At 28.6% G+C, this 24290-nt stretch carries 19 protein-coding genes and 1 pseudogene; 19 read left to right on the top strand and 1 reads right to left on the bottom strand.

Annotated elements, in window-relative coordinates; translation table 11 throughout:
* Positions 1-108 precede the first annotated feature (108 nt).
* From ABDZ60_RS04515 to ABDZ60_RS04575, 14 genes and pseudogenes are all read left to right on the top strand, one after another.
* Positions 109-1536, top strand: coding sequence for an NAD(P)/FAD-dependent oxidoreductase (locus ABDZ60_RS04515; RefSeq protein ID WP_343776396.1), 1428 nt, complete (start codon positions 109-111; stop codon positions 1534-1536).
* An 11-nt stretch (positions 1537-1547) separates the two neighbouring features.
* Positions 1548-2801 carry an NAD(P)/FAD-dependent oxidoreductase gene (locus tag ABDZ60_RS04520; protein ID WP_343776399.1) on the top strand — a complete coding sequence of 418 codons (1254 nt, stop codon included), beginning with the start codon at positions 1548-1550 and terminating at the stop codon, positions 2799-2801.
* Between the two features lie 2 nt (positions 2802-2803).
* A complete protein-coding gene (locus ABDZ60_RS04525; protein ID WP_343776401.1) occupies positions 2804-3157 on the top strand; it encodes a DUF1667 domain-containing protein in 354 nt (117 codons plus the stop codon).
* A 213-nt stretch (positions 3158-3370) separates the two neighbouring features.
* Entirely contained in the window at positions 3371-3517 is a 147-nt protein-coding gene (locus ABDZ60_RS04530) for a hypothetical protein (protein WP_172654997.1), read from the top strand.
* 277 nt (positions 3518-3794) lie between these two features.
* A complete protein-coding gene (gene abc-f, locus ABDZ60_RS04535) occupies positions 3795-5681 on the top strand; it encodes a ribosomal protection-like ABC-F family protein (RefSeq protein WP_343776403.1) in 1887 nt (628 codons plus the stop codon).
* Between the two features lie 228 nt (positions 5682-5909).
* Positions 5910-7262, top strand: coding sequence for a glucose-6-phosphate isomerase (locus tag ABDZ60_RS04540; protein ID WP_016205693.1), 1353 nt, complete (start codon positions 5910-5912; stop codon positions 7260-7262).
* On the top strand, positions 7262-7705 hold the full coding sequence (locus ABDZ60_RS04545) for a YaiI/YqxD family protein (protein WP_343776406.1): 444 nt from the start codon (positions 7262-7264) through the stop codon (positions 7703-7705). The genes ABDZ60_RS04540 and ABDZ60_RS04545 overlap by 1 nt, the downstream gene beginning before the upstream one ends.
* 126 nt (positions 7706-7831) lie before the next feature.
* A complete protein-coding gene (locus ABDZ60_RS04550) occupies positions 7832-9880 on the top strand; it encodes a triple tyrosine motif-containing protein (RefSeq protein ID WP_343776408.1) in 2049 nt (682 codons plus the stop codon).
* 56 nt (positions 9881-9936) lie between these two features.
* Positions 9937-10680 (top strand): lytic transglycosylase domain-containing protein, encoded by a 744-nt coding sequence (locus ABDZ60_RS04555; protein ID WP_016205690.1) that lies wholly within the window; start codon positions 9937-9939, stop codon positions 10678-10680.
* 335 nt (positions 10681-11015) lie between these two features.
* Complete coding sequence (locus ABDZ60_RS04560) at positions 11016-11732, top strand: pseudouridine synthase (RefSeq protein WP_343776411.1); 717 nt, start codon at positions 11016-11018, stop codon at positions 11730-11732.
* A 596-nt stretch (positions 11733-12328) separates the two neighbouring features.
* Positions 12329-13033: pseudogene (locus tag ABDZ60_RS18655) on the top strand (ATP-dependent helicase); the annotation flags it as partial.
* Positions 13034-13060: 27 nt separating this feature from the next.
* Entirely contained in the window at positions 13061-15634 is a 2574-nt protein-coding gene (locus ABDZ60_RS04565) for a 3'-5' exonuclease (RefSeq protein ID WP_425544844.1), read from the top strand.
* Positions 15635-16042: 408 nt separating this feature from the next.
* Positions 16043-18034: an NAD-dependent DNA ligase LigA gene (gene ligA / locus ABDZ60_RS04570; RefSeq protein ID WP_047000163.1), complete on the top strand. Its 1992-nt coding sequence runs from the start codon at positions 16043-16045 to the stop codon at positions 18032-18034.
* A gap of 6 nt (positions 18035-18040) precedes the next feature.
* Positions 18041-18328, top strand: a complete 288-nt coding sequence (locus ABDZ60_RS04575; RefSeq protein WP_016205686.1) for a hypothetical protein — start codon at positions 18041-18043, stop codon at positions 18326-18328.
* 67 nt (positions 18329-18395) lie between these two features.
* Here the strand turns inward: ABDZ60_RS04575 and ABDZ60_RS04580 are convergent, their stop codons facing one another.
* Positions 18396-19484, bottom strand: coding sequence for a PRK06851 family protein (locus ABDZ60_RS04580; RefSeq protein ID WP_343776416.1), 1089 nt, complete (start codon positions 19482-19484; stop codon positions 18396-18398).
* Positions 19485-19853: 369 nt separating this feature from the next.
* On the opposite strand from ABDZ60_RS04580, the gene ABDZ60_RS04585 reads away from it, so the two are divergent.
* The 5 genes from ABDZ60_RS04585 to ABDZ60_RS04605 all read left to right on the top strand — a co-directional run bounded on the left by ABDZ60_RS04585 (position 19854) and on the right by ABDZ60_RS04605 (position 24286).
* Positions 19854-20675, top strand: coding sequence for a transporter substrate-binding domain-containing protein (locus tag ABDZ60_RS04585; protein ID WP_343776418.1), 822 nt, complete (start codon positions 19854-19856; stop codon positions 20673-20675).
* 54 nt (positions 20676-20729) lie between these two features.
* Positions 20730-21377 (top strand): amino acid ABC transporter permease, encoded by a 648-nt coding sequence (locus tag ABDZ60_RS04590; protein WP_040436367.1) that lies wholly within the window; start codon positions 20730-20732, stop codon positions 21375-21377.
* On the top strand, positions 21364-22086 hold the full coding sequence (locus ABDZ60_RS04595) for an amino acid ABC transporter ATP-binding protein (protein ID WP_016205682.1): 723 nt from the start codon (positions 21364-21366) through the stop codon (positions 22084-22086). The genes ABDZ60_RS04590 and ABDZ60_RS04595 overlap by 14 nt, the downstream gene beginning before the upstream one ends.
* 791 nt (positions 22087-22877) lie before the next feature.
* Positions 22878-23438 carry a glycerol-3-phosphate responsive antiterminator gene (locus ABDZ60_RS04600; protein ID WP_016205681.1) on the top strand — a complete coding sequence of 187 codons (561 nt, stop codon included), beginning with the start codon at positions 22878-22880 and terminating at the stop codon, positions 23436-23438.
* Between the two features lie 92 nt (positions 23439-23530).
* On the top strand, positions 23531-24286 hold the full coding sequence (locus tag ABDZ60_RS04605; protein ID WP_040436363.1) for an MIP/aquaporin family protein: 756 nt from the start codon (positions 23531-23533) through the stop codon (positions 24284-24286).
* Positions 24287-24290 lie beyond the last annotated feature (4 nt).

Consider the following 24290-nt stretch of genomic DNA (forward strand, 5'->3'; position numbering starts at 1 on the left):
CAAAATAAAGTGCGATTAGAGAATAAGAGTCAAGCACAAAATAAGGGTAATACCTTTATTTTGTCTTGGCTTTTTTTATTCTTTATGAAATTATGGGAGGTAAAAAATATGTATGATGTAGTAATAATTGGTGCTGGGGTAATTGGAACATCTATTTTCAGGGAATTAACAAAATATAATGTAAAGGTAACTATCATCGAAAAGGAAAATGATGTTTCTATGGGAACATCAAAAGCCAATTCTGCAATAGTCCATGCTGGATACGATCCAAAGGAAGGAACTTTAATGGCAAAACTTAATGTTAAAGGGAATGAAATGTTTGAAGACATTTGTAAAGAACTAGATGTTCCTTTTAAAAGAAATGGATCTTTAGTGCTTGCTTTTAATGAAGAAGAAGTTAAATCTATAAATAATTTATATGAAAATGGAACAAAAATTGGAGTTAAAAATTTAAGAATACTTGAAAAAGAAGAAATTTTAGATAAGGAGCCAAATATATCAGATAAGGTTCTTAAGGCATTATATGCACCAACAGGCGGAATAGTTGGTGTTATGGAATATACAATCGCCTTAGCTGAAAATGGAGTTTCAAATGGGGGAGAGATAATATTAGATTCAGAAGTAATAAAAATAGAGAAGGATAAGAATTTTAAGATTACAACTAGTAAAAATGAAATAATAGAAGCAAAATTTATAATTAATGCAGCAGGTGTTTATGCTGATAAGGTTCACAATTTAATTTGTAATGAAAGCTTTAAAATAACTCCTAGAAGAGGACAATATTTTGTTATGGATAAGTCTCAAGGTAATTTATTTAGCCATACAATTTTTCAATGCCCATCAACTCTTGGTAAAGGAATTTTAGTAACACCTACAGTTCATGGAAATCTTATTGTAGGTCCAGATGCAGAAAATCTTGAAGATAAAGATGATGTTGGAACAACTAATACAGGACTTGAATATGTGAGAGAAACTACTAAAAAAACAACAGAAAATATTAACTTTAGAGAAAGTATTAGAAATTTTGCAGGGCTTAGAGCAATACCTGATACAAATGATTTTATAATAGAAGAAGCAAAGGATGTAAAAGGATTTATTGATGTAGCGGGTATGAAATCTCCGGGTTTATCTTCAGCTCCAGCAATTGCACTAGAGACAATAGAAATTCTTCAATCTATAGGATTGACTAAAGAAAAAAATAAAACTTTTAATGGAAATAGGAAGCAACTTTATTTTATGGATTTATCTAAGGATGAAAAACAAGAACTTATAAAGAAAAATCCTTCTTATGGGAATGTAATTTGTAGATGTGAAGTGATAACTGAAGGAGAAATAGTTGATGCCATATCTAGGTCTTTTGGAGATATAACATTAGATGGAGTAAAAAGAAGATGTAGACCAGGAATGGGAAGATGCCAAGGTGGATTTTGTGGTCCAAAGGTCTTAGAAATTATAGCACGAGAAAAGAAGAAAGACTTTAAGGAAGTTTATCAAGAAAAAGAAAATTCTTATATTTTAGTGGAAAAAACAAAGTAGGGGGATTAATTATGAGATATGATTTAGTAGTAGTTGGAGGAGGCCCAGCAGGTTTAGCTGCAGCTTATGAAGCCTATAATAATGGAATTAGTAGTATTTTGATTATAGAAAGAGATATGGAACTTGGAGGAATATTGAATCAATGTATTCATAATGGGTTTGGTCTTCATACATTTAAAGAAGAGCTAACAGGCCCAGAATACGCTCAAAGATTCATTAATTTAATTAAAGAAACTAAAATTGAAGTGATGTTAAATACTATGGTACTAGATATTGAAAAAGATAAAACAATACATGCAATAAATTCAGATAATGGATATATGGAGATAAACGCAAAATCAATAATTCTAGCTATGGGATGTAGGGAAAGAACAAGAGGAGCAATTAATATCCCTGGAGATAGGCCATCAGGAATATTTAATGCTGGGACAGCACAAAGATATATGAATATTGAAGGATATATGCCAGGAAAGGAAGTTGTTATTTTAGGATCTGGTGATATAGGTCTTATAATGGCAAGAAGAATGACTTTAGAAGGAGCTAAGGTTAAAGCTGTAGTTGAGCTTATGCCATATTCAAATGGACTTAATAGAAATATAGTGCAATGTTTAAATGATTATGATATACCACTTTATCTTTCTCATACAGTTGTAAATATAGTTGGAGATAAAAGATTAGAAAAGGTTGTTATATGTAAGGTTGATGAAAATAGAAAACCTATAAAAGGAACAGAAATTGAATTTGAATGTGATACTTTATTGTTATCAGTAGGGTTAATACCAGAAAATGAATTATCAAATAAAGTTGGATTAAATGGAGACAAGAGAACTAATGGACTTATAGTTAATGAAAGTATGGAAACTTCAATAGAAGGAATTTTTGCTTGTGGAAACGTTGTTCATGTTCATGATTTAGTTGATTTTGTAACAGGAGAAGCCAAACATGCTGGATTATCAGCAGCTAAATATGTAAAAGATAATTTAGTTAGAAGCGAAGATATTGATATTCTAAATGGGAAAAATATTAATTATACCGTTCCTCAGAAGGTATCAGTTGAAGCTGTAGAGGATAAATTAACAATATTTATGAGGGTTAATAATATTTACAAAGATAAGGTTATTACAGTAAAAAATAAAGATAAGGTAATAGCTAGTTTTAAAAGAAAGCATTTAGCACCTTCTGAAATGGAAAAAATAATTTTAAATAAGAAACTGTTAGAAGGAATCGAAGGAAATATAGTTATATCTTTAGAGGATGGTGAATAATTGTGGTTAAAGAATTAATATGCATAAGTTGTCCTATGGGATGTCATTTGAAAGTAGATACAGAAAAACAAACTGTAACAGGAAATAGCTGTAAAAGAGGCGAGATATATGGAATAAATGAAGTAACAAATCCTGTAAGAGTAGTAACTACAACAGTAAAAATTCAGGGTGGAAGCCATGCAGTTTTACCTGTGAAAACAAAAAGTGCAATACCAAAAAATTTAAACTTTAAATGTGTTGAAGTATTAAATGAAATAACAGTAAAGGCTCCAGTAAAAATGGGAGATATTATTGTTAAAAATATACTTGGAACTGGAGTAGATGTTATTGCTAGTAGAAACATGGAAGAGAGGTGAAGAAGTTAAGAGTTAAAAGTGAAAGAGTTGAGGGGATAATTCATCTTTGATGAGCTATGAAGGATAAATTTAGATATAATGAGTTGATGATAATATGGATTAAGGAATGAAATAGTAAAAGAGTGAAAGGTAAAAATTTATAATTGAAAAATATTGTAAATAACAGCTATGTAGTATATAATAAATTTAATTATAACAAAAGGAGGGTAGATCATGGCTAATATAGTTAGTAATTCTAAGTTTGTTTTAAATAAACAATGGAAATATAGCAGCTCAGTACAAAAAAGTGCAATTTTAGGCTTTGACGGGAGAAGTGCGTCCATTTTTAGAATAAATGCTGACTATTGTATAAATCCATGATTCTATATCTTACAGTTAATAAATTTATTATATTTAAGCTTGATTATATTTAAGACAAATTTTAGCTATATATAAATTTATAATTCTATTAAGTAAAGATTTTTAGGACTCAAGGTTTTATGCTTTGAGTCATTTTTATACGCAATTTCTCTCATAAGCCTTCTAAATAACTTATTTTAAATTAGGAATAAGTTATTAAATGAGGCTTATTTTATTTATCTAAGAATTTTAATAAAAATTTAAAATAAAGCAGAGAAAAATTTTGGAGGAATTAAAAATGATAGAATTATCTTTAAATAAATTACAAAAATATTATGGTGCAACTATGGTCTTAGAGGATATAACCTTTGATGTTCAAACTTCTGAGAAAGTAGGCATCGTAGGTGGAAATGGTAGCGGTAAAAGTACTCTTTTAAAAATAATTATGGGCATTGAAGAATACGAAAAAGGAAATTTATCTATAAAAAAAGGAGCCACATTAGGATATCTTGAACAAATGCCAGTTTATCCAAAAGAGTTTAAAGTAATTGATGTATTAAATTCAGCATTTAAGGATATTGATAAAATGGCTCAAGAATTAAGAAATATGGAAAAGCAACTTTCAAAGTCTAGTGAATGTGATATTGGAAAAATTTTAAATAAATATTCAAATCTTCAATCTGCTTATGAAAGTTTAGGTGGCTATGAAAAAGAGGAAAAGTTAAGCAAGGTATGCACTGGGCTTAAGATAAATAATAAATTTAAGGAAAAGCTATTTTGCAACTTAAGTGGAGGAGAAAAAACTACAATTATATTAGGAAAAATACTACTTCAAAATCCGGATATATTATTGCTAGATGAACCATCGAATCATTTGGATTTAGATTCGATGGAATGGCTTGAAGATTATCTTAAGCAGTATAAAGGTATAGTAATAATAGTATCTCATGACAGGTATTTCTTAGATAATGTAGTAACTAAAATAATTGAAATAGAAGATATGAAGTCAAAAACTTATTTTGGTAATTATACTGAGTTTGTAAAGGAAAAAGAAATACAGCTACAACTTCAAATGAATGAATTTTTAGAACAACAAAAAAAGATTAAGGCTATTGAAAAGTCTATATCTCAGTTAAGAGATTGGGGAGCTAGAGGAGATAATGAAAAGTTCTTTAAAAGAGCAGCCAGTATGCAAAAGTTGCTTAATAAAATTCAAAGAATAGAGAAACCTATTTTAGAAAAAGAAAGAATTAATATTAATGTAAAAAATGCAGATAGGTCAGGAAATGAAGTCATAGTAATAAAGGATCTATGTAAGAGATACGAAGAAAAGGTTCTTTTAAATAAAGCACAACTACTTATAAGAAATAAAGAAGCTGTAGCTTTAATAGGTCAAAATGGTTGTGGAAAATCAACAATGATTAAAATTTTACTTGGAACAGATAATGCAGACAGTGGCATAGCAGCTTTAGGAAGTTCTATAAAATTAGGTTATCTTCCACAAAATATAATATTTGATGATGAAGAGCAAACTATATTAGAAGCCTTTAGGAATGACATAGTTATAAGTGAAGGAAAAGCAAGAGAGTATTTAGCAAAATATATGTTCTTTGGCGAAGATGTTTTTAAAAGGGTTGGAAGCCTTTCTGGAGGAGAAAGAAGTAAGCTTAAATTAGCTATGTTAATGCACAATGAATTAAATTTATTGATTTTAGATGAGCCAACAAATCATTTAGATATTGATTCAAGAGAAGAATTAGAAGAGTTCTTAAAAGAGTTTAACGGGACACTTTTATTTATATCTCATGATAGATATTTCATAAATAGTATAGCTAGTAGAGTAGTTGAATTATCAAGAGGTTCTCTTATTTCTTATAATGGTAACTATGAATACTATAAAGAAAAAGTAGTGCAGGCAAAAGCTATAAATGTTACTATAGATACTAAAGCAAGTAAAGTTAAAGAAGAAAAATCTTTTATATTTGAAAAGAAATCTAATAATAAGTGGAAAGTAGATAAATTAGAAAAGGATATAGAACAATTAGAAGAAGATTTAAAAAACATAGAAGATGAAATAAATAAGTTTTGTGATGACTATGAGAAGTTAAATGAATTATACAATAAAAAAATAAATTTTGAAAAAGAACTTGAAATATTAATGGAAGAGTATTTTAATAACAATTAAAAAATATTATTTACTTCATTATATTATGTTTTTTCAAAATCAAAAATAAACAAAAAACTCTAGTATAAAAGATTATTAAGAATTAATAATAATACTAGAGTTTTTTTTAGATATATTTACGAAAAAAGTTTAAGTAGAAGAAAAAAATAAAGCATAGATTTATAAATATGATATAATATAAAAGAAATAAAAGGAAAAATACACAATGAAAAATTCGGAGGTATAGTTATGAATAAAGGTTTAAGATTAGATTTATCTAAAGTAGAACCATATGCGAAATTACAAGAATTAGACCATATGGAAGCAATGGTAAAAGCAGCACATGATACTCTTCACAACAAAACAGGTGCAGGAAATGACTTTTTGGGATGGCTTGATTTACCTGTCAATTATGACAAAGAAGAATTTTCAAGAATAAAAAATGCAGCAGAAAAAATTAAGAAAAACTCACAAGCTTTGATAGTTATAGGAATTGGTGGTTCATACCTAGGACCTAGAGCAGCTATAGAAATGTTAAATAGCAATTTTCATAATGTATTAGGAAATGATAAAAGAAATGACCCAAAGGTATTCTTTGTTGGAAATAATATAAGTTCAACATATTTAGCAGATCTTTTAGATGCAATAGAAGGCATTGATATAAGTGTAAATGTTATTTCGAAATCAGGTACAACAACAGAACCTGCAATAGCATTTAGAGTGTTTAAAGATTATATGGAAAAGAAATATGGAGTGGATGGAGCTAAGGAAAGAATTTATGCAACTACTGACAAAAGTAAAGGGGCATTAAAATCATTAGCTAATGAAATGGGGTATGAAACATTTGTAATTCCAGATGATGTTGGTGGAAGATTTTCAGTTTTAACTGCAGTTGGTTTACTACCAATAGCAGTTGCAGGAATTAATATAGATGAAATGATGCAAGGAGCTGCAGATGCAAGAGAGGCATATGCTACAGCAGATTTAAAAAATAATGATTGTTATAAATATGCTGCAATGAGAAATGCATTATACAACAAAGGTAAAGATATAGAAATCTTAGTTAACTATGAGCCAGGTTTACACTACTTTAATGAATGGTGGAAACAATTATTTGGAGAATCAGAAGGAAAAGATCAAAAAGGAATATTCCCAGCAGCTGTTGACTTTTCAACTGACCTACACTCAATGGGACAATTTATCCAAGAGGGTAATAGAATAATGTTCGAGACTGTTCTTAATGTAGAAAAGGCAAAGAGAGAGCTTACTATAGAAAAAGCTGAAGGAGATTTAGATGGATTAAATTTCTTAGCTGGAAAAACTATAGATTTTGTTAATAAACAAGCATTTAATGGAACTTTATTGGCACATAATGATGGCGGAGTTCCAAACATGGTAGTAAATATCCCAGAACTTAGCCCATATTACTTTGGATACATGGTTTACTTCTTTGAAAAAGCTTGTGGAATAAGTGGATACTTACTAGGAGTAAATCCATTTGATCAACCAGGAGTTGAAGCATATAAGAAAAATATGTTTGCTTTACTAGGAAAACCTGGATATGAAGAATTAAAAGCTGAATTGGAAGCAAAATTAAAATAATGAGAATTATAGTAGATGGAGATGCCTGTCCGGGTATCTCCATAATTCAAGATGTAGCAAGAAAATATGAATTAGAATTAATAGTTTTTTGTGATATACATCATTTTATAACTTTAGATTACGGAGAAGTTAAAGTTGTAGATAGTGGATTTCAAAGTGTGGATATGTATGTAGTTAATCATTGTAAGTCAAATGATGTAGTAATTAGTCAAGATTACGGTGTTGCAGCAATTTGCTTAGGAAAAAAAGCTTATATATTAAACCCAAAGGGATATTTATATACAGAAGAGAATATAGATAGAATGCTAGAAGAAAGGCATATTTCTCAGAAAATTAGAAGAGCAGGTGGAAGAACCTCAAATCCAAAGAAAAGAACAATAGAAGATGATATAAGGCTAAAGAAAAACTTAATAAGAATAATAGAATGTAATTTAAAAGGATAAACTGTAGAAATATAAAGGACGGTTTATCCTTATTTTTTTTTATTGATGACAAATTTCGTTTTATATTTTGTTATGTAAACTGTATAATAATATTAGGGAAAATTGAGAAAAATAGGGTGGGTAGATATGAGTGAATTATTAATAACTTTTGATAAAGAAAGTCCATCATTAGTAGATGAAAAAATAAATATAAAAGTGATGCCAGAAGAAAGTGAAGTAGAGTGCAAGTTTTTAGAAGGTGCTCCAGGAGAAAGAAATTTAACTTGGAAGCCAATTCAAGATTTTTCAGATAAAAAGGAATGTCAATGGAGACCAAGAAAATCAGGAGATTATATGATAATGGTCCAATATAAAGATAAAATTTCGAAAAAGATTAAAAATACAAAGATAAGTTATCAAATAAAGGGGATAGAAGAAAAAGATGTTTTAGAAAACAACAATAAAAATAATAAGTTGATAAAAGATATAATAATAGATAAGACATCTTTAGTTATAGGAGATAAAATAAACTTAGAAGTTCTTGCATCAGAAGATGAAGAAATATTATTATATAGATTTTGGGTTAAAGGAAAGCAAGGATGGGAACCTCTTAAAGACTACAGTATAGAAAATAAGTTAACTTATACAACAACAAAGGCAGAAGATGGTGAAATATTAATTGAATGCAAAAGACCATCATCAAAGGAAAATGTAGATGATTTTACAACTGTGATATTTAAAGTAAAAGAGCAGCCAATTATAGAAATAAATGCTTTTGAATGCTTAAGTGAAAATTTATTAATAAATGAAGAATTGATATTTAAGGTAGGCGTAAACTGTGATAATAGTAGAACAATTTTATATAAGTTTTTAAGAATGGATAGTAATGGAAGAATAAATTGTGTACAGGATTATTCCACTAAAAATATAATATCAATTTCAGAAAAGCAAAAGGGAGAATATAAGTTATTATGTTATGTGAGAGATATTTTTTCTAATAAGCAATATGATGATAGAGCTTGCATGATATATTCTGTAAAAGCCTATGATGAAATAAAAATAAGAAAATTTTCTTCTGATTCAAATTCACCTCAAGTTGAAGGAAGCAATATACTATTTAAATCTTCGGTAATAGGGGGAAAGGAAATACTGTATAGATATATAGTTGAAGGACCAGTTGCTGAAGATACAGGATATATAAGATCAAGAAACTTTAATTGGGAGACTAAAATTGAAGGAGATTATAAAATAATATTAAAAGTTAAAGATATTTCCTTCGATGGTGATTATGAAGATATAAGAGAGTTGAATTTTAAAATAGATAAGAAGGGTGAAAAACCTGTAAAAATAACAGATATAACAGCAAGCAAAACAAGAGGATGTATAAAAAATGAACCTATAAATATTAAGGTTAAAGCAGAGGGTGGAACAGAGCTTAAATATTCTTTTGTTGTTTATAAGAATGGCAAAGAAAAAGAAAGAAGTAATTATGGAATAACAAATTGGGTTAACTTTACTCCAGAGGAAAGTGGAGAATATGAAGTTGAAATTAGAGTAATAGATAAATATTCATCTAAAGAATATGATTGTCATGATTTTATATTCTTTAAAGTGAGAGATTATGAAGAAGCTGAAATAGATTATGTATTACTTTCACCAAAAGAAATATATTTAGTTGGAGATATTATTGAACTTGAAACAATAGTACAAAATACTAAGAATATTTTATTAAGGTATGTAACGAAAATAAATGGACATGAAGTTGAAGACACAGGATTTATTGAAAGTAAAAGATTGAGATTAAAGCCAAAATGTTCAGGGAAATATACCTTTGAAATTTATGCGAAAAATATATTATGTAATGAAGAGTATGATATAAAAAAAGAATTATCACTTTATGTTCATGAAGCTATTCCAGTTAGTAACACAAAAATAATAATAAGAAATAATAATATTATTGCTAATAATGAAGTAACATTTGATGTAAGTAGCGAAGGCGGAAAAGAAGTATGTTATGAATTTTATATTATGGAAAAGGGAAATTGGGTAAGAGTACAAAGTTATAGTAGAAAAAATTATTATACTTTTTTACCATTTTCAACAGGAAATTATAGAATTTTAGTACTTAGCAAGAGTTACTATAAAAAGATTAATTATGAAGATTATACATTATTAGAATTTGAAGTTAAGGCTTAAGAATAGTATAATTAATACGATATTTATAGCAAAAGTAAAATTCGGGGGGAACAAATGTGAATATTTCTAAAGTAGAAGAGTTTATGGGAAGCGTTGTTAGTAAAGAAGCTTTAAAAAAAGCAATAGGCGATGGACCAGAATTTGATATTGTCTATGAAGCATTATTAAACAGTAATGAAGAAAATATTTTTAATAGCAATAATGAAGAAAGTTCAGAAAGTTATATTCCCGCAGCTGTAGGACAAAAACTTGAAAATATTCCTCTTAGAATAAGAACTGAACCTATAAAAACAGGGGAATTATATTTAAATAGAACAAATAGTGATACAAGTTTAAACATAAGTTTTGATAACTTATACACAGATTTAAGTCAAGATACTACAGTTGATGTGGAAAAAATATATTCTACTGTTGATAAATACTCACAAAAATATGGAGTAGATAAAAATTTAGTACTAGCTATAATAAAGCAAGAATCAAATTTTAATCCTAATGCTGTTTCATCAGCAGGTGCAAAGGGTCTTATGCAATTAATGGACTTTAATTCAGAAGCATATGGATTAACCAATCCATATGACATCGATCAAAATATAGAAGCTGGAGTTAAACATATTAAATCATATTTAGATATGTATAATGGAAATTTAGAAATGGCACTAATGGCTTATAACGGTGGGCCTGGAACAATGGAGAGAAGAGGGGTTAAATCTGCTAGTGATTTATATAAAATGCCACAAGAAACTCAAAATTATGTTCCGAAAATACTAAGTAACTATAGAAACTATAGTAATAATGCGTAAGAGAAATGAAAGAGTGAAAAAGGTAAAGAGTGAAAAGTTAGGGAAATAATTCGTCTATGCAGAATTATAAAAAATAAAATAATGAGTTATGAATAATTAGTAATGGATATAATTTTTGAGGATTATGTCCATTATTTTTTTGATTTAGCCAATTTATTTAAAGCATAAAAGGATTTTATTATTAACTTTTTCACCTTTAATTTCAAAGATTATGTAAAAACATTAACTTTAATTGTTAATTGTCAATTGTTAATTCTCTCCTTGTGTCTTTTGATTTTAAGTAATAAAATAAGTGATAAAGGCTCAATATAATAATTAAGAAAGAAGGTGCTTTAATGGAAAGACTAGATAAGGTTTTATCTAATTTAGGATATGGAACTAGAAAAGAAATTAAGCAGGTTGCAAAGAAGGGACTTATTAAGGTAAATGGTGAAATTGTAAAGGATAATGGTATGCAGGTTGATCCTGAAGTAGACAGGATTTCTATAAATGGAGAAGAAATATTTTATAGAAAGTACATATACTTAATGATGAATAAGCCTGATGGGGTTATTTCTGCAACTTTTGATAATAGGGATGAAACTGTTATTGATTTATTAGAAATAGAGCATCAAGTGTTTAAGCCGTTTCCTATAGGAAGGTTGGATAAGGATACAGTTGGGTTATTATTACTTACAAATGATGGTGAGTTAAACCACAGGCTTATATCCCCAAAGTGGAAGGTGGATAAAATTTATTATGCAAAAATAGATAAATTGGTGACAGATAGTGATATAAAGAAATTTGAAAGTGGAATAACGTTAGATGATGGATATATTTGCAAAGAGGCTAAGCTTGAAATTATTAAAGCTTCTGAAGAGGGGTCAGAGGTTATGCTTACTATTCAAGAAGGCAAGTTCCACCAAGTAAAGAGGATGTTCGAAGCAGTTGATAAAAAAGTAACTTATTTAAAAAGAGTAGAGTTTGGAACATTAAAATTAGATGAGGATTTAGAAGAGGGCGAATATAGAGAATTAACAGATGAGGAAGTAGCTACTTTAAAAGGATTTTAACGAACGTTTAAATATAGTGAATGTTTAACATTCACAAAGAACAAACTTTACAATAATATTATCAAAATATCTTGCATTTTATAATGAGATGCACTATAATGTTTTTGCAAGGATAAATAAAAGGAATAAATAGCCCCCTTTTTATTTATTGCTTATTGCTAAAGCGCAACCTGGCCCCAAGGGTTGCGTTTTTTGTTGTTCATTTTTATATATAAACGTTTACCTTATATAAAATTATAACATTTAAGGAAGGTAAACATTTTCAGAAAGGTCTGTTGAATTACTTGACTATATATTAAAATAAAACTAAACATTATTTTAATATGTAATTTTATGAATATTAAATTCTTAAAAATTGCATTTTTAAGAATTGTGTATAATTTATTTGAAACAAAAAAATCATTAATATTAAATAATGAAAGTATTATTGCAAAAAGATAAATTAATTATGTTGATTGACTGAAATAAGGTAAGAGTATAAAATTACAATAAGGAAAATATATACAAATAACTGTAATCTAATTAATGCTTTTAGGCAACAATATAAAAGATATGTATGTTATAATATGTTAGTAATAGGAAAGGAGTCTGTACAAATGGATTTAAAGTCATTACTTAACAAAGAACAATATGAAGGGGCTACTACTATAGAAGGTCAAGTATTAATATTAGCAGGAGCTGGTTCAGGTAAGACCAGAGTTTTGACACATAGAATGGCTCATATGATAGATGATTTAGGAATTTTACCATATAAAATATTGGCTATTACCTTTACTAATAAAGCTGCAAAAGAAATGAAGGATAGAGTTAAAGCTTTAATAGGTGAAAGAGCTGAGGATATGTGGATATCTACTTTTCACTCAACTTGTGTAAGAATCCTTAGAAGAGAAATAGAAAAGTTAGGATATAAAAGAAGTTTTACAATATATGATACTTCAGATCAAAAGACACTTATAAAAGAGTGTATGAAAGCTTTAAATATAAATGATAAAGATATAACAGAACAAGAGATAATGAGTAAAATTAGTAAGGCTAAGGATAATATGCAAAGCCCTGCAAGTTTCATGAGAGAGCATGAAAGTAATTTTAGAGAAAAGAAAATAGCCGATGTATATCAAATGTATCAAAAGAGGCTTAAGGAAAATAATGCTTTAGACTTTGATGATTTAATTGCCAAAACTGTAGAATTATTTAAAACCGATAAAGAAACATTGGAGTTTTATCAAAGAAAATTTCAATATATTATGGTGGATGAATATCAGGATACTAATAAGGTCCAATATGAATTAGTTAGACTTTTAGCGGAAAAATACAAAAATGTATGTGTGGTGGGTGATGATGACCAATGCCTAGTTGAAGGAACATTAATTCAAGGTGAAGATAAAATTTATAAAATAGAGGAATTAAAGGCTTCAGATAAAATTAGAGTGGCAGCAGGAAATGGAGAAAGTACTTTATTAAAAATAAAAGATATATCTAAAAGAGAATATAATGGAACAGTGGTAAGGATAACTACAAATACTGGAAAGATAATAAAGGGAACACCAAATCACATAAGTTTTGCAAGAGTTACTGTGAGAGAAGATAAATACTATGTTTATTTGATGTATAAAAAAGGTTTTGGATATAGAATAGGTCAAACTTCAGCAGTACGAAGCAGAAAAGGTATTGATGTAAGTGGATTGGCTGTAAGACTAAATGGAGAGCAAGCAGATAAAATGTGGATAATAAAGGTTTGTAATTCAAGAGGTGAAGCCACTTATTATGAAGAATACTATTCTGTAAAATATGGCATTCCAAAGGTTGTGTTTAATTCAAGAGGAAGACATATTTCGTTAACTCAAGAACAAATAAATAAATTGTTTAAAGAAATAAACACATATGATAGTGCACAAAAGCTAATGGATGAAGAATATCTTTATTTAGATTATCCTCACCATATAAGTTCAGCTGTAATAAGGGGAGAAAGTGTAAGAAAGATAGTAAATGTAAGCTTCTTTGGTGGACGTAAATGTGAAGAAAGAGGTTTATATTCACATAGAATAGGTTTAAACTCATCAGGAGAAGAAAGTAAAAATAAACTTATTGAAGCCGGATTTAATGTCAGAAATGGGCAAAGAGATACCTTTAGAGTAGAAACGGAACGTGCCTTGTATGATGATGCTGAAGAATTTTCAAGCAAGCTTGCATCTGTAGAAGATGCTTATGAGGTTTTCAGAAAAGCAAAATTAACATCAGATAATACCTTTAAATTCATGCCTTTGGGAAGCATGAAGGAAGGAATGGCAATTGCAGTTTTAGAGGGAAAAAAGGTAATTGAAGATATTATAACTTCAGTAGAAATCGAAGATTATGAAGGTTATGTATATGATTTAAATATAGATAATGCAAGAAATTATATAGCTAATGATGTAGTTGTTCATAATTGTATATATCAATGGAGAGGTGCAGATATAAGAAATATATTAGACTTTGAAAAAGATTATCCAGAGGCAAAAGTTATAAAGCTTGAGCAAAATTATCGTTCAAAAGGAAATATATTAGATGCTGCCAATGTTGTAATTGTAAATAATGCAAATAGAAAAAGTAAAGTTCTAAGAACAGAACAAGAATCAGGAAATAAAATAAAGGTTTATAGAGCTTATTCAGATAGTGATGAAGGTGATTTTGTTGCAACTCAAATAAATAAAATAAAGCAAGAAGAAGAGAAAAAGTATAAAGATTTTGCAATTCTTTATAGAACAAATGCTCAATCACGTATATTTGAAGAAAGTCTAAGAAGAAAGGCTATACCTTATAGGATTTTAGGCGGAACAAGGTTTTATGATAGAAAAGAAATTAAGGATATGATTTCATATCTGAAGGTACTTGTTAATCCTACAGACAGTGTAAGCTTAAGAAGAATTATAAATGTACCTAAGAGAGGTATTGGAGATGCAACGGTAAATAAAGTTATTGACTTTGCAGATGATTATGAATTACCTTTATGGGATGCCTTAAGTACAGTAAGAAATATTCCAACTCTTACAGCAAGAAATTGTGGTGGAATAGAAATTTTTATGGAAATGATGGATAAGTTCATGGAATTAAGTGAAATACTACCTGTATCTAACTTAATTGAAACTATATTAAAGGAAACTGGATATATATCAGAATTAGAAAAATCAAAAGAAATAGAAGATAAAAGCAGAATAGAAAACTTAAAGGAGTTAGTTTCTGATGCAGTTGATTTTGAAAGAAGCAGTGAAGATAAAACTCTTTTAGCATATTTAGAAAAAGTTTCCTTAGTTCAAGATACAGATAAACTAAAAGAAGAAGATGATGCTATAGTTTTAATGACTGTGCATAGTGCTAAGGGATTAGAATTTCCAGTTGTATTTATGGTTGGAATGGAAAATGGAATATTCCCAGGAACAGCATCCTTTGATAGTGAATCTGAAATGGAGGAATCAAGAAGACTTTGTTATGTTGGTATAACAAGAGCAAAAGAGCAATTATTCATGACATCAGCAGAAGTTAGAAGACAATTTGGTAGAACTGTTGCATATGCTCAATCAGATTTTATAGCAGAAATAAAATCTGATTTAAAGGAATATGTGTCAGGAAATAATTCAGCACAAAGTGCTAGGACTTCAATGTTTCCAAGAGATAATAGAAACAATAATCCACATAGTTTAAGAAACAATTCAATAAATATGCCTAAACCTAAGGAACAAAATATACAATCATCTCTTTCAAAGGATGATGTTACTATAGGAAGAAAAGTAAAGCATAGTAAATTTGGTGTTGGAACAATAGTATCAATAGCAAATTCAGGGGATGATAAAAAACTTACAATAGCTTTTGATAATCAAGGAGTAAAAATATTAATGCTTTCATTAGCAAACCTAGAACTTATGTAAAAAGGGAACAGTATAATTAGTTTACAGTGCACAACGCACAGTTCACAGTTTATTTTGCATTGTGAGTGATTAAATAAGAGGCATTAGGTAACAGGTAACAAGTGTCAGGTAAAAGGAATTAGTTTACAATGCACGGTTCACAGTTGATTTTGGGTTGTGAGCGATTAAAGAATATGTAATAGGTAACAAGGAACAGCGCACAATTCATAGCCAGTTTAAGCTTTAGAAAGAATAATTACCATAAGGAATGAAAGAAGTTTTAGTAAACAGATTCAGGAAGACTTTAAACTGAAATAAGCTATTAACTTAGAAACAAAAAACTGTGAATTGTGAACTGATAACTCTCAACTGAATAAAACTGTGCGCTGTGAACTGATAACTGTGCACTGGAAAAGAGGTGTGTTTTATTTGGATAAAAAGCAAAGAATAGAAGAATTAGTAGAAGAATTAAATAGATATGCTTATGAATATTATTCATTAGATAATCCATCTGTTACAGATAAGGAGTATGATGAAAAGTATTATGAACTAAAATCTTTAGAAGACGAAACAGGATACGTATTATCATATTCTCCTACACTAAGGGTTGGAGATAGAATATTAGAAGGATTTACTAAATATACTCATAAGGCTAGACTATGGAGCTTAGACAAAGCTCAAAGTGTAGGAGAACTACAGGATTGGCATAATAGAAATTTAAAATTTATAAAAGAGATGAATTCAAGGGGAGAAAATTTACCAGCTCCTAGATATGTATTAACAAAGAAATTTGATGGATTAACTATAAATTTAACTTATGATGAAAATGGAATACTATCATCTGCAGCTACAAGAGGAAATGGAGAAGTGGGTGAAGAGGTTTCTGCACAAGTAAAAACAATAAAATCAATACCATTAAAAATAAATTGTAAAGATGTATTTGAGGTTCACGGTGAAGCTATAATGACTACAGAAGCTTTTGAAAGTTATAATAAGGATGCTGTTATCCCTCTTAAAAATCTAAGAAATGGTGCAGCGGGAGCTTTAAGAAATCTTAATTTAAAAGAAACGGCTAAAAGAAATTTATCAGCATTTTTCTATGATGTAGGATATAAAGAAGGCGGAGATTTTAAAACATATGAAGAAATGTTGGACTTCATAAAGGAAAAAGGTCTTCCAATAGATAATTATGTTAAGTTTTGTACTACTCTTGAAGAAATAGAAAGAGAAATAGACTATATAAGAGAAATAAGGTTTGAATTAAATTATGATATTGATGGAGTAGTTATTGCTATTGATGATATAAGAACAAGAGAGCTAATGGGATATACAGTGAAATTTCCAAAGTGGGCAATAGCATATAAATTTGAAGCACAAGAAGCTACAACAAAGCTTTTAGATGTAGAATGGAATGTTGGTAGAAGTGGAAGAGTAGGCCCTACTGCCATACTAGAACCTATAGAGCTAGCTGGAGTAACTGTAAAAAGAGCAACTTTAAATAATATAGATGATATAAGAAGAAAAGGTGTGAAAATAGGCTCAGAAGTTTTTGTAAGAAGATCTAATGATGTTATTCCTGAAATAATGGGAGTAGTTACAGAATCATTAGAAGAGACACAAGAAATAAATGTTCCAAATGCTTGCCCAGCATGTGGAGCACATCTTGTTCAAAATGGAGTTCATTATTTCTGTGAAAATACTCTTTCATGCAAACCTCAAATGGTAAAAACTATTGTTCACTTTGCATCAAGAGATGCTATGAATATTGAAGGCTTTTCAGAAAAAACAGCAGAACAGTTATTTGAAAAGCTAGATATAAAATCTATAGCAGACTTATATAAGCTTAAAAAAGATGAATTATTACAGTTAGAGAAGTTTGGACCAAAGAAAGCACAAAACTTATTAGATGCAGTTGAAAGAAGTAAAGATTGTGAATTATATAGATTTATATATTCTTTAGGGATTCCTAATGTTGGAGTTAAGACTGCTAAAGATTTAGTTAATAAGTTTAAGTCATTAGATGGATTAAAAAGAGCAACTTTTGATGAGTTAGTTTCAGTACAGGATGTTGGTGGAATTGTAGCTAAATGCGTTTTAGAGTTCTTTAAAGAAGAAAAGACATTAAATACAATAAGTGAGCTTTTAGAACTTGGTGTTAATCCTAGGTTTGAAGAAAAAGAAATAATAGCAAGTCCTTTTGAAGGAAAAACTGTAGTTGTAACAGGTACTTTAAAAAATTATTCAAGAACAGATATTAAGTCAAAGCTTGAATTACTTGGAGCTAAGGTTTCAGGAAGTGTAAGTAAAAAAACTGATTTTGTAATAGCTGGAGATGAAGCTGGTTCAAAATTGGATAAAGCTATCGAACTTGGAGTAAATGTATTAAATGAAGAGGAGTTTGAAGCTATAATAAAGGAGTAAGTAGAAATGGGTAAATTTAGAGCTAAGGATTTTTTTACATTAATATGTACTTTAGCTGCAATAGCAACTAGTGTAATTATAGTTCTTACCTTTTTAACCACATATCATTTCATAAATATCATGCCTATATTTAATTCTTATCTATTATTACAAATAGGAATATGCTTAACTATGGCATTATGGGCAATAAGATTTTTTATATACAGATCAGGTAGAGAAAAATATATATATTCATCAATATGTATAATTATATCTGTTGTAAGTTTATTTTTTATAATAAACTTAGTAAAATAAATTAGCTAATAAATAAAATAGAAGTAGGTTTAAAATCTACTTCTATTTTATTATTTTAGTTGTGATTTTAAAGAGGAACATATTTCTCAAATTTTTGAATTACATCTTCATAAATATTATCTAATATCTTAAAATCTATAGAGTTTATATAATAAGATTCTAAATCATCATGAAGTCTATGAGCTTCAGAAATTAAAAAAATAGCTTTATTAATTAAGTCATAAAAAACTTTTTTATTGTAATTTATATCTTCCTTATTTCTTGAAAGTATAGAGGTATTACAGAAATCTTCAATATTATATAATTTTCCATTAAAGGAAGTTTGACTGATTTCATTTTCTGTTAAGACACAGGTAGAAATTTCAGGAATTAAAATATGCTCTATTCTTTCAGGAATGAACGGATCATGCATATATTCCACGAAGTAGCCTTTCTTTTGAGCAAGTTTACCTATTTCTAATAAAATAGTTGTTTTACTAAATCCAGGACCGCCTTTTAATACAAATTTATGCTTAAATTCATTAGTAATGTCATTAGCAAAAGTGATTATTCCATTTGGAGTAAATGCCGTTGCAAATAAATGTCTTTCATCACCAAATCCAGGTTTTTGCTTATTAAAGATTTCTTCTTTTAGGCTTTCAGATATAGTTATTATTTTACTATATTCCAAAGCACTAGAATTTAATCTACTCCAGTCATCATGGATAGACTTTGCAGAAGATAGAAATGTATAAGCTCTTTGAAAATTATTGCTAATATCCTTACAAATATTCATAATGTTCCCCTTATTTGAAGAAAGAGCATCAGTGTCAAGTGCAATCCCCATATTAAGGATTTCATCTACTGCGCCTGGATGAATTGGATCAACCATATGAGGTGATGTACCATCTAAAATGGCTAATCCTAGTTCCTTTATAACAATTCCATCTAAAGAATTATTATCAGAAGAACAATGATGATATTCTATAGAATATCCTTTATTCTTAAAGTGGGCAGCAACTTTTTTCATTAAAGAGGACTTGCCTGTTCCAGGGCCACCTTTCATGCAGATAATTCTATTCGCATCTTTTTGTGTTAATATATACTTATAAAATGAGAAAAATCCCTTATAAGTATTTCCTCCTGGAAAAAGATGCCTTTCTTTTGGATAAGTCAAGTATATCACTCCTAATAATTGTTTTATTCATTTAATTTTCAATAATAATATATGTGTATATTTAGAAAGTGAAACAATATTAGTAAATTTAATATTATGTATAATATTAACTAACAACTTTTAAATATACAGAAAGTTTCAATTAATAAAAAGACAAAAAAATGCATATACTTTTAATATTACAAATTAAAAATATGGTTTTTTATAATATTTTCATTAAAATATTATAAAAAATAAAAATATATAAAAAAAATCAAAAAAAGTATTGAATAAAAATAAAAAATAGGTGTATAATTATGCTATCGCAATTTTGAGAGATTGTATATTTAATCATAATAAGTAATTAATTATAAAGAGGGGGAATTTGAAATGAAAAAAGGAATGATAAAGAAAATTTTAGCTGTAACTATAGTTGGGGTTATGGGATTAGGTTTAGTAAGCTGTGGTGGAAAGAAAGATGCTAAAGATAAACTTTCAGAAATAAAAGAAAAAGGCAAATTAGTAGTTGGTTTAAGTGCAGACTATGCTCCATACGAGTTTCATATATTAGATGAGAATGGACAAGATAAAATAGTTGGATTTGATGTTGATATAGCAAATGAAATAGCAAAGGATCTTGGAGTAGAATTAGAATTACAAGATATGAATTTTGAAAATTTAGTAGCTGGAGTTTCTTCAGGTAAAATAGATTTAGCTATATCAGGAATGACTCCAGATGAGGAAAGAAAAAAATCAATAGATTTCTCAGATATATATTACACTGCTGAACATGGTATGTTAGTAAGAGTAGCTGATAAAGATAAATATAAAACATTTGAAGATTTAAAGGGACAAAAGGTTGGAGCACAAATGGGTGCTATTCAAGCAGAAATAGCAGAAGAGAAAGTGCCAGAAGCAAATCTTCAATTACTTTCAAATGTTAATGATTTAGTTCTTGCTTTAAAGGGTGGAAAAATTGAAGCTTTAGTAGTAGAATTACCAGTTGCTCAAATGATAGTTAAAAATAATCCAGAACTTACAATCGGAGAAGAAAAAGTAAAAGATACTGAAGGTGGTTCTGCAGTAGGAATTCAAAAGAATCAAGAAGCTTTATTAGAGAAGGTAAATGCTACAATCAATAGAATTAAAGAAGAAAAGTTATTAGATAGATTTATTATAGAAGCAAATGAATTGGCAGAAAAGCAAAAATAATTATTAAGGAGGGTATAAGCCTTGTCATTAGATTTTAGTGTATTAGCTGGAAATATGGATTATTTCTATAAGGGTGTTCAGTGGACAATATTAATATCACTTTTAAGTGTTCTATTTGGAGTTATATTTGGTGCATTATTAACTCTTATGAAAAGATCAAAATTTAAAATTGGAAAAGTAAAACCTCTAAGTATGTTGGCAACAGCATATATAGAAATAATTAGAGGAACGCCAATGTTATTACAAATTATGTTAGTTTATTATGGATTTGATCAGTTATTAAATATAAATATGGATCCTCTACCAGCTGGTATTATAGCAGTTTCTTTAAATTCAGCAGCCTATGTTTCTGAGATTATAAGAGCAGGTATAGATGCTGTAGATAAGGGACAATTAGAAGCTGCAAGAAGTCTAGGAATGAGCCAATTTATGGCTATGAGGCTTATAATAATGCCACAAGCAACTAAGAACATTTTACCTGCTATAGGTAATGAATTTGTTACAGTAATAAAGGAATCTTCAATGGCATCTGTAATAGGGGTTGGAGAAATTATGTATAGTGCAAAAGTCATTACAGGAAAAACTTTTAGAGCATTTGAACCTTTAATTGTTGCAGCTATATTCTATTTTGTTATTACATTTACGCTTGGAAGAATTATGAATTATATAGAAAGGAGAATGAAGGCTAGTGATTCACGTTAATAACTTGCATAAGTATTTTGGAGAAAACGAAGTTTTAAAAGGCATTAATGAAAACATAAAAAAAGGTGAAGTTGTGGTTGTAATTGGTCCTTCAGGCTCTGGGAAAAGCACTTTTCTAAGATGTTTAAATTTATTAGAAGCACCAACAGATGGTGAGATAATATTTGAAGGTCAAAATATAACAGATAAAAATATAGATATAAATAAAATAAGAGAAAAAATGGGAATGGTATTTCAACAATTTAATTTATTCCCACATAAGACAGTTTTAGAAAATATAACTATATCGCCTATAAATGTAAAAAATAAATCAAAAGCAGAAGCTGAAAAAATAGCAAAAGATTTATTAGCAAAAGTTGGATTGCTAGAAAAATCTGATGCTTATCCATCATCTTTATCAGGTGGACAAAAGCAAAGAATTGCAATAGCAAGAGCTTTGGCTATGGAACCAGATGTTATGCTATTTGATGAACCAACATCTGCTTTAGATCCAGAAATGGTTGGGGAAGTTTTAAATGTTATGAAAAGCCTAGCTAAAGAAGGAATGACTATGGTTGTTGTAACTCATGAAATGGGATTTGCAAAGGAAGTTGGAGATAGAATAATATTTATGGATGGCGGTAATATAGTAGAACAAGGAGTACCAGAAGAAATATTTACAAATCCTAAGAATCCAAGAACTATAGATTTCTTATCAAAAGTACTTTAGAGATTTAAAAATCAGTTTTGTATTTATACGAAGCTGATTTTTTTCTTTAATAAATTATAAAAAGTTTATCATGAGAATAAGTATTTATAATTTCTTCCTTTAGTGGCGAAGGTTCATATATAGGTTCATGTTGACTTAGAGTGAAAGGTTGGAATAATGAAACTTATATGACTTTTTCTAATTTTTTGTTATAAAATTAGATTATAATAATATATATAATAATGAAATAGTGAAAGATAAAAGTATAAGAAAGTTAAGATATGAAAAGATATGGAGTATTTATATTTGCCAGATAAAAAAATGATAATGACTAATTACTAATTATTATTAATATATAGTGTTTTATTTCTAAATTATTAATTTTATATTGAGAAAAATATGAAATATTAACTGGAAAGGATATGAATTGAAAAAAATGTAAATTAATATAAATATATTGTAATTTAAACTTATTTTGTATTATAATAATTGTATAGATTATTAATTTTATATATAGTAAAATATAGATATTAATTATAGAATTAGAATATAAAGATAAAATTATTATATAAGTGCAAGAGAATGTAGAGTTAAGCACAAGAGTCTAGGATGTAATATCCTCTTTTTGCTAAGCTCTTTTTTAGTTTTAAAAAATATAAAGCTAAGTATCAAATGAATTTATAATAAGATAAACTTTTAGTATTTACTATTTTATCTAATATGTATTTAGACTAATATTGAAGTCATTAAGGTATACTTAAGTATTTTAATAGCACTTCTGTAAATGATTACAAAGAAGGAGTTAAAGGGAGATGAATAATTTTAAAAGTCTTTTAGAGGACAACCCTATAGTAGCAGCTGTAAAGGATGAAAAGGAACTAGATCTAGCATTACAAAGTGATATTCAAGTTATTTTTATTTTGTTTGGTGATATATTAAATATTAAGACCATAAGTGAAAAGATATATAAAAGTAATAAAACTGGAATATTACATGTTGATTTAGTTGAAGGAATTTCTAGCAAGGAAGTAGCGTTAAGATTTATTAAGGAAAACACAAGATTTGAGGGCATAATAAGTACCAAATCTCAAGTTATAAGGGCAGGTAAAAAACTTGGATTTATAGCGATACAGAGAGTATTTATGATAGATAGTTTGTCAAAGGAAAATATGAAGAATCATTTGGTAGAAGAATGTGATGCAGTAGAAATTTTACCAGGATTGCTATTTAAGATAATTAAAGAACTTTCATTAACTCTTAATAAGCCTTTAATAGCAGGAGGATTAATCTCTGATAAGGAAGATGTAATGGAGACACTAAAAAGTGGAGCAACATGTATATCTACAACTAAAAAGGAAATTTGGTATATGTAGAAATGGAGATCTGGAGAGAAATCTACATAGGAGTGTTTTTTATGCATTTCTATGTAGTTTTTTTATAAAAAATTATAAAAGGGGAGAGCAAAATGCAAGCTTATTTTTCAGAATTCTTAGGTACTCTTATTTTAATTCTACTTGGTAACGGAGTTGTTGCAAATGTGGTATTAAGAAAAACAAAGGGAAATTCTTCAGGTTGGATCGTAATTACAGCAGGATGGGGGTTCGCTGTAGCAATAGCAGCCTATATTACAGGATGGATGGGTGGAGCTCATTTAAATCCAGCAGTAACTATTGGACTTGCAGCATCAGGATTATTTCCATGGGATAAAGTTTTAATGTATATTGTTGCTCAAATGCTTGGAGCTATGGTAGGAATGCTTCTAGTATATGCTAACTACAAATTACATTATGATGAAACAACAGTTGGAGAAGACGTAAGAGGAACCTTCTGTACAGCCCCAGCTATAAGAAGTAACTTATACAATTTTATCTGTGAATTTACTGGGACTTTTATATTATTAATAGGCATAAGAGGAATAACTTATAGTGAAGTATTTAAAACTACTTTCCAAAGCTCTGGTGGAGAAATCGTTGGTACAGTAGGAATTATGGCATCATTTTTAGTAGGTATATTAGTATGGGCAATTGGTTTATCATTAGGAGGAACAACTGGTTATGCAATAAATCCAGCTAGAGATTTAGGACCTAGAATAGTACATGCTTTCTTACCAATGAAAAACAAAATAGATTCAGATTGGGGATATGCATGGATACCAGTAATAGCACCAATACTTGGGGGAGTTGTTGGTAGCTTAGTTTTTGATTTTGTATTAAAATTATAATAAA

Origin of the sequence: Clostridium sartagoforme (assembly GCF_039521405.1) — a bacterium.
GTDB lineage: Bacteria > Bacillota > Clostridia > Clostridiales > Clostridiaceae > Clostridium > Clostridium sartagoforme.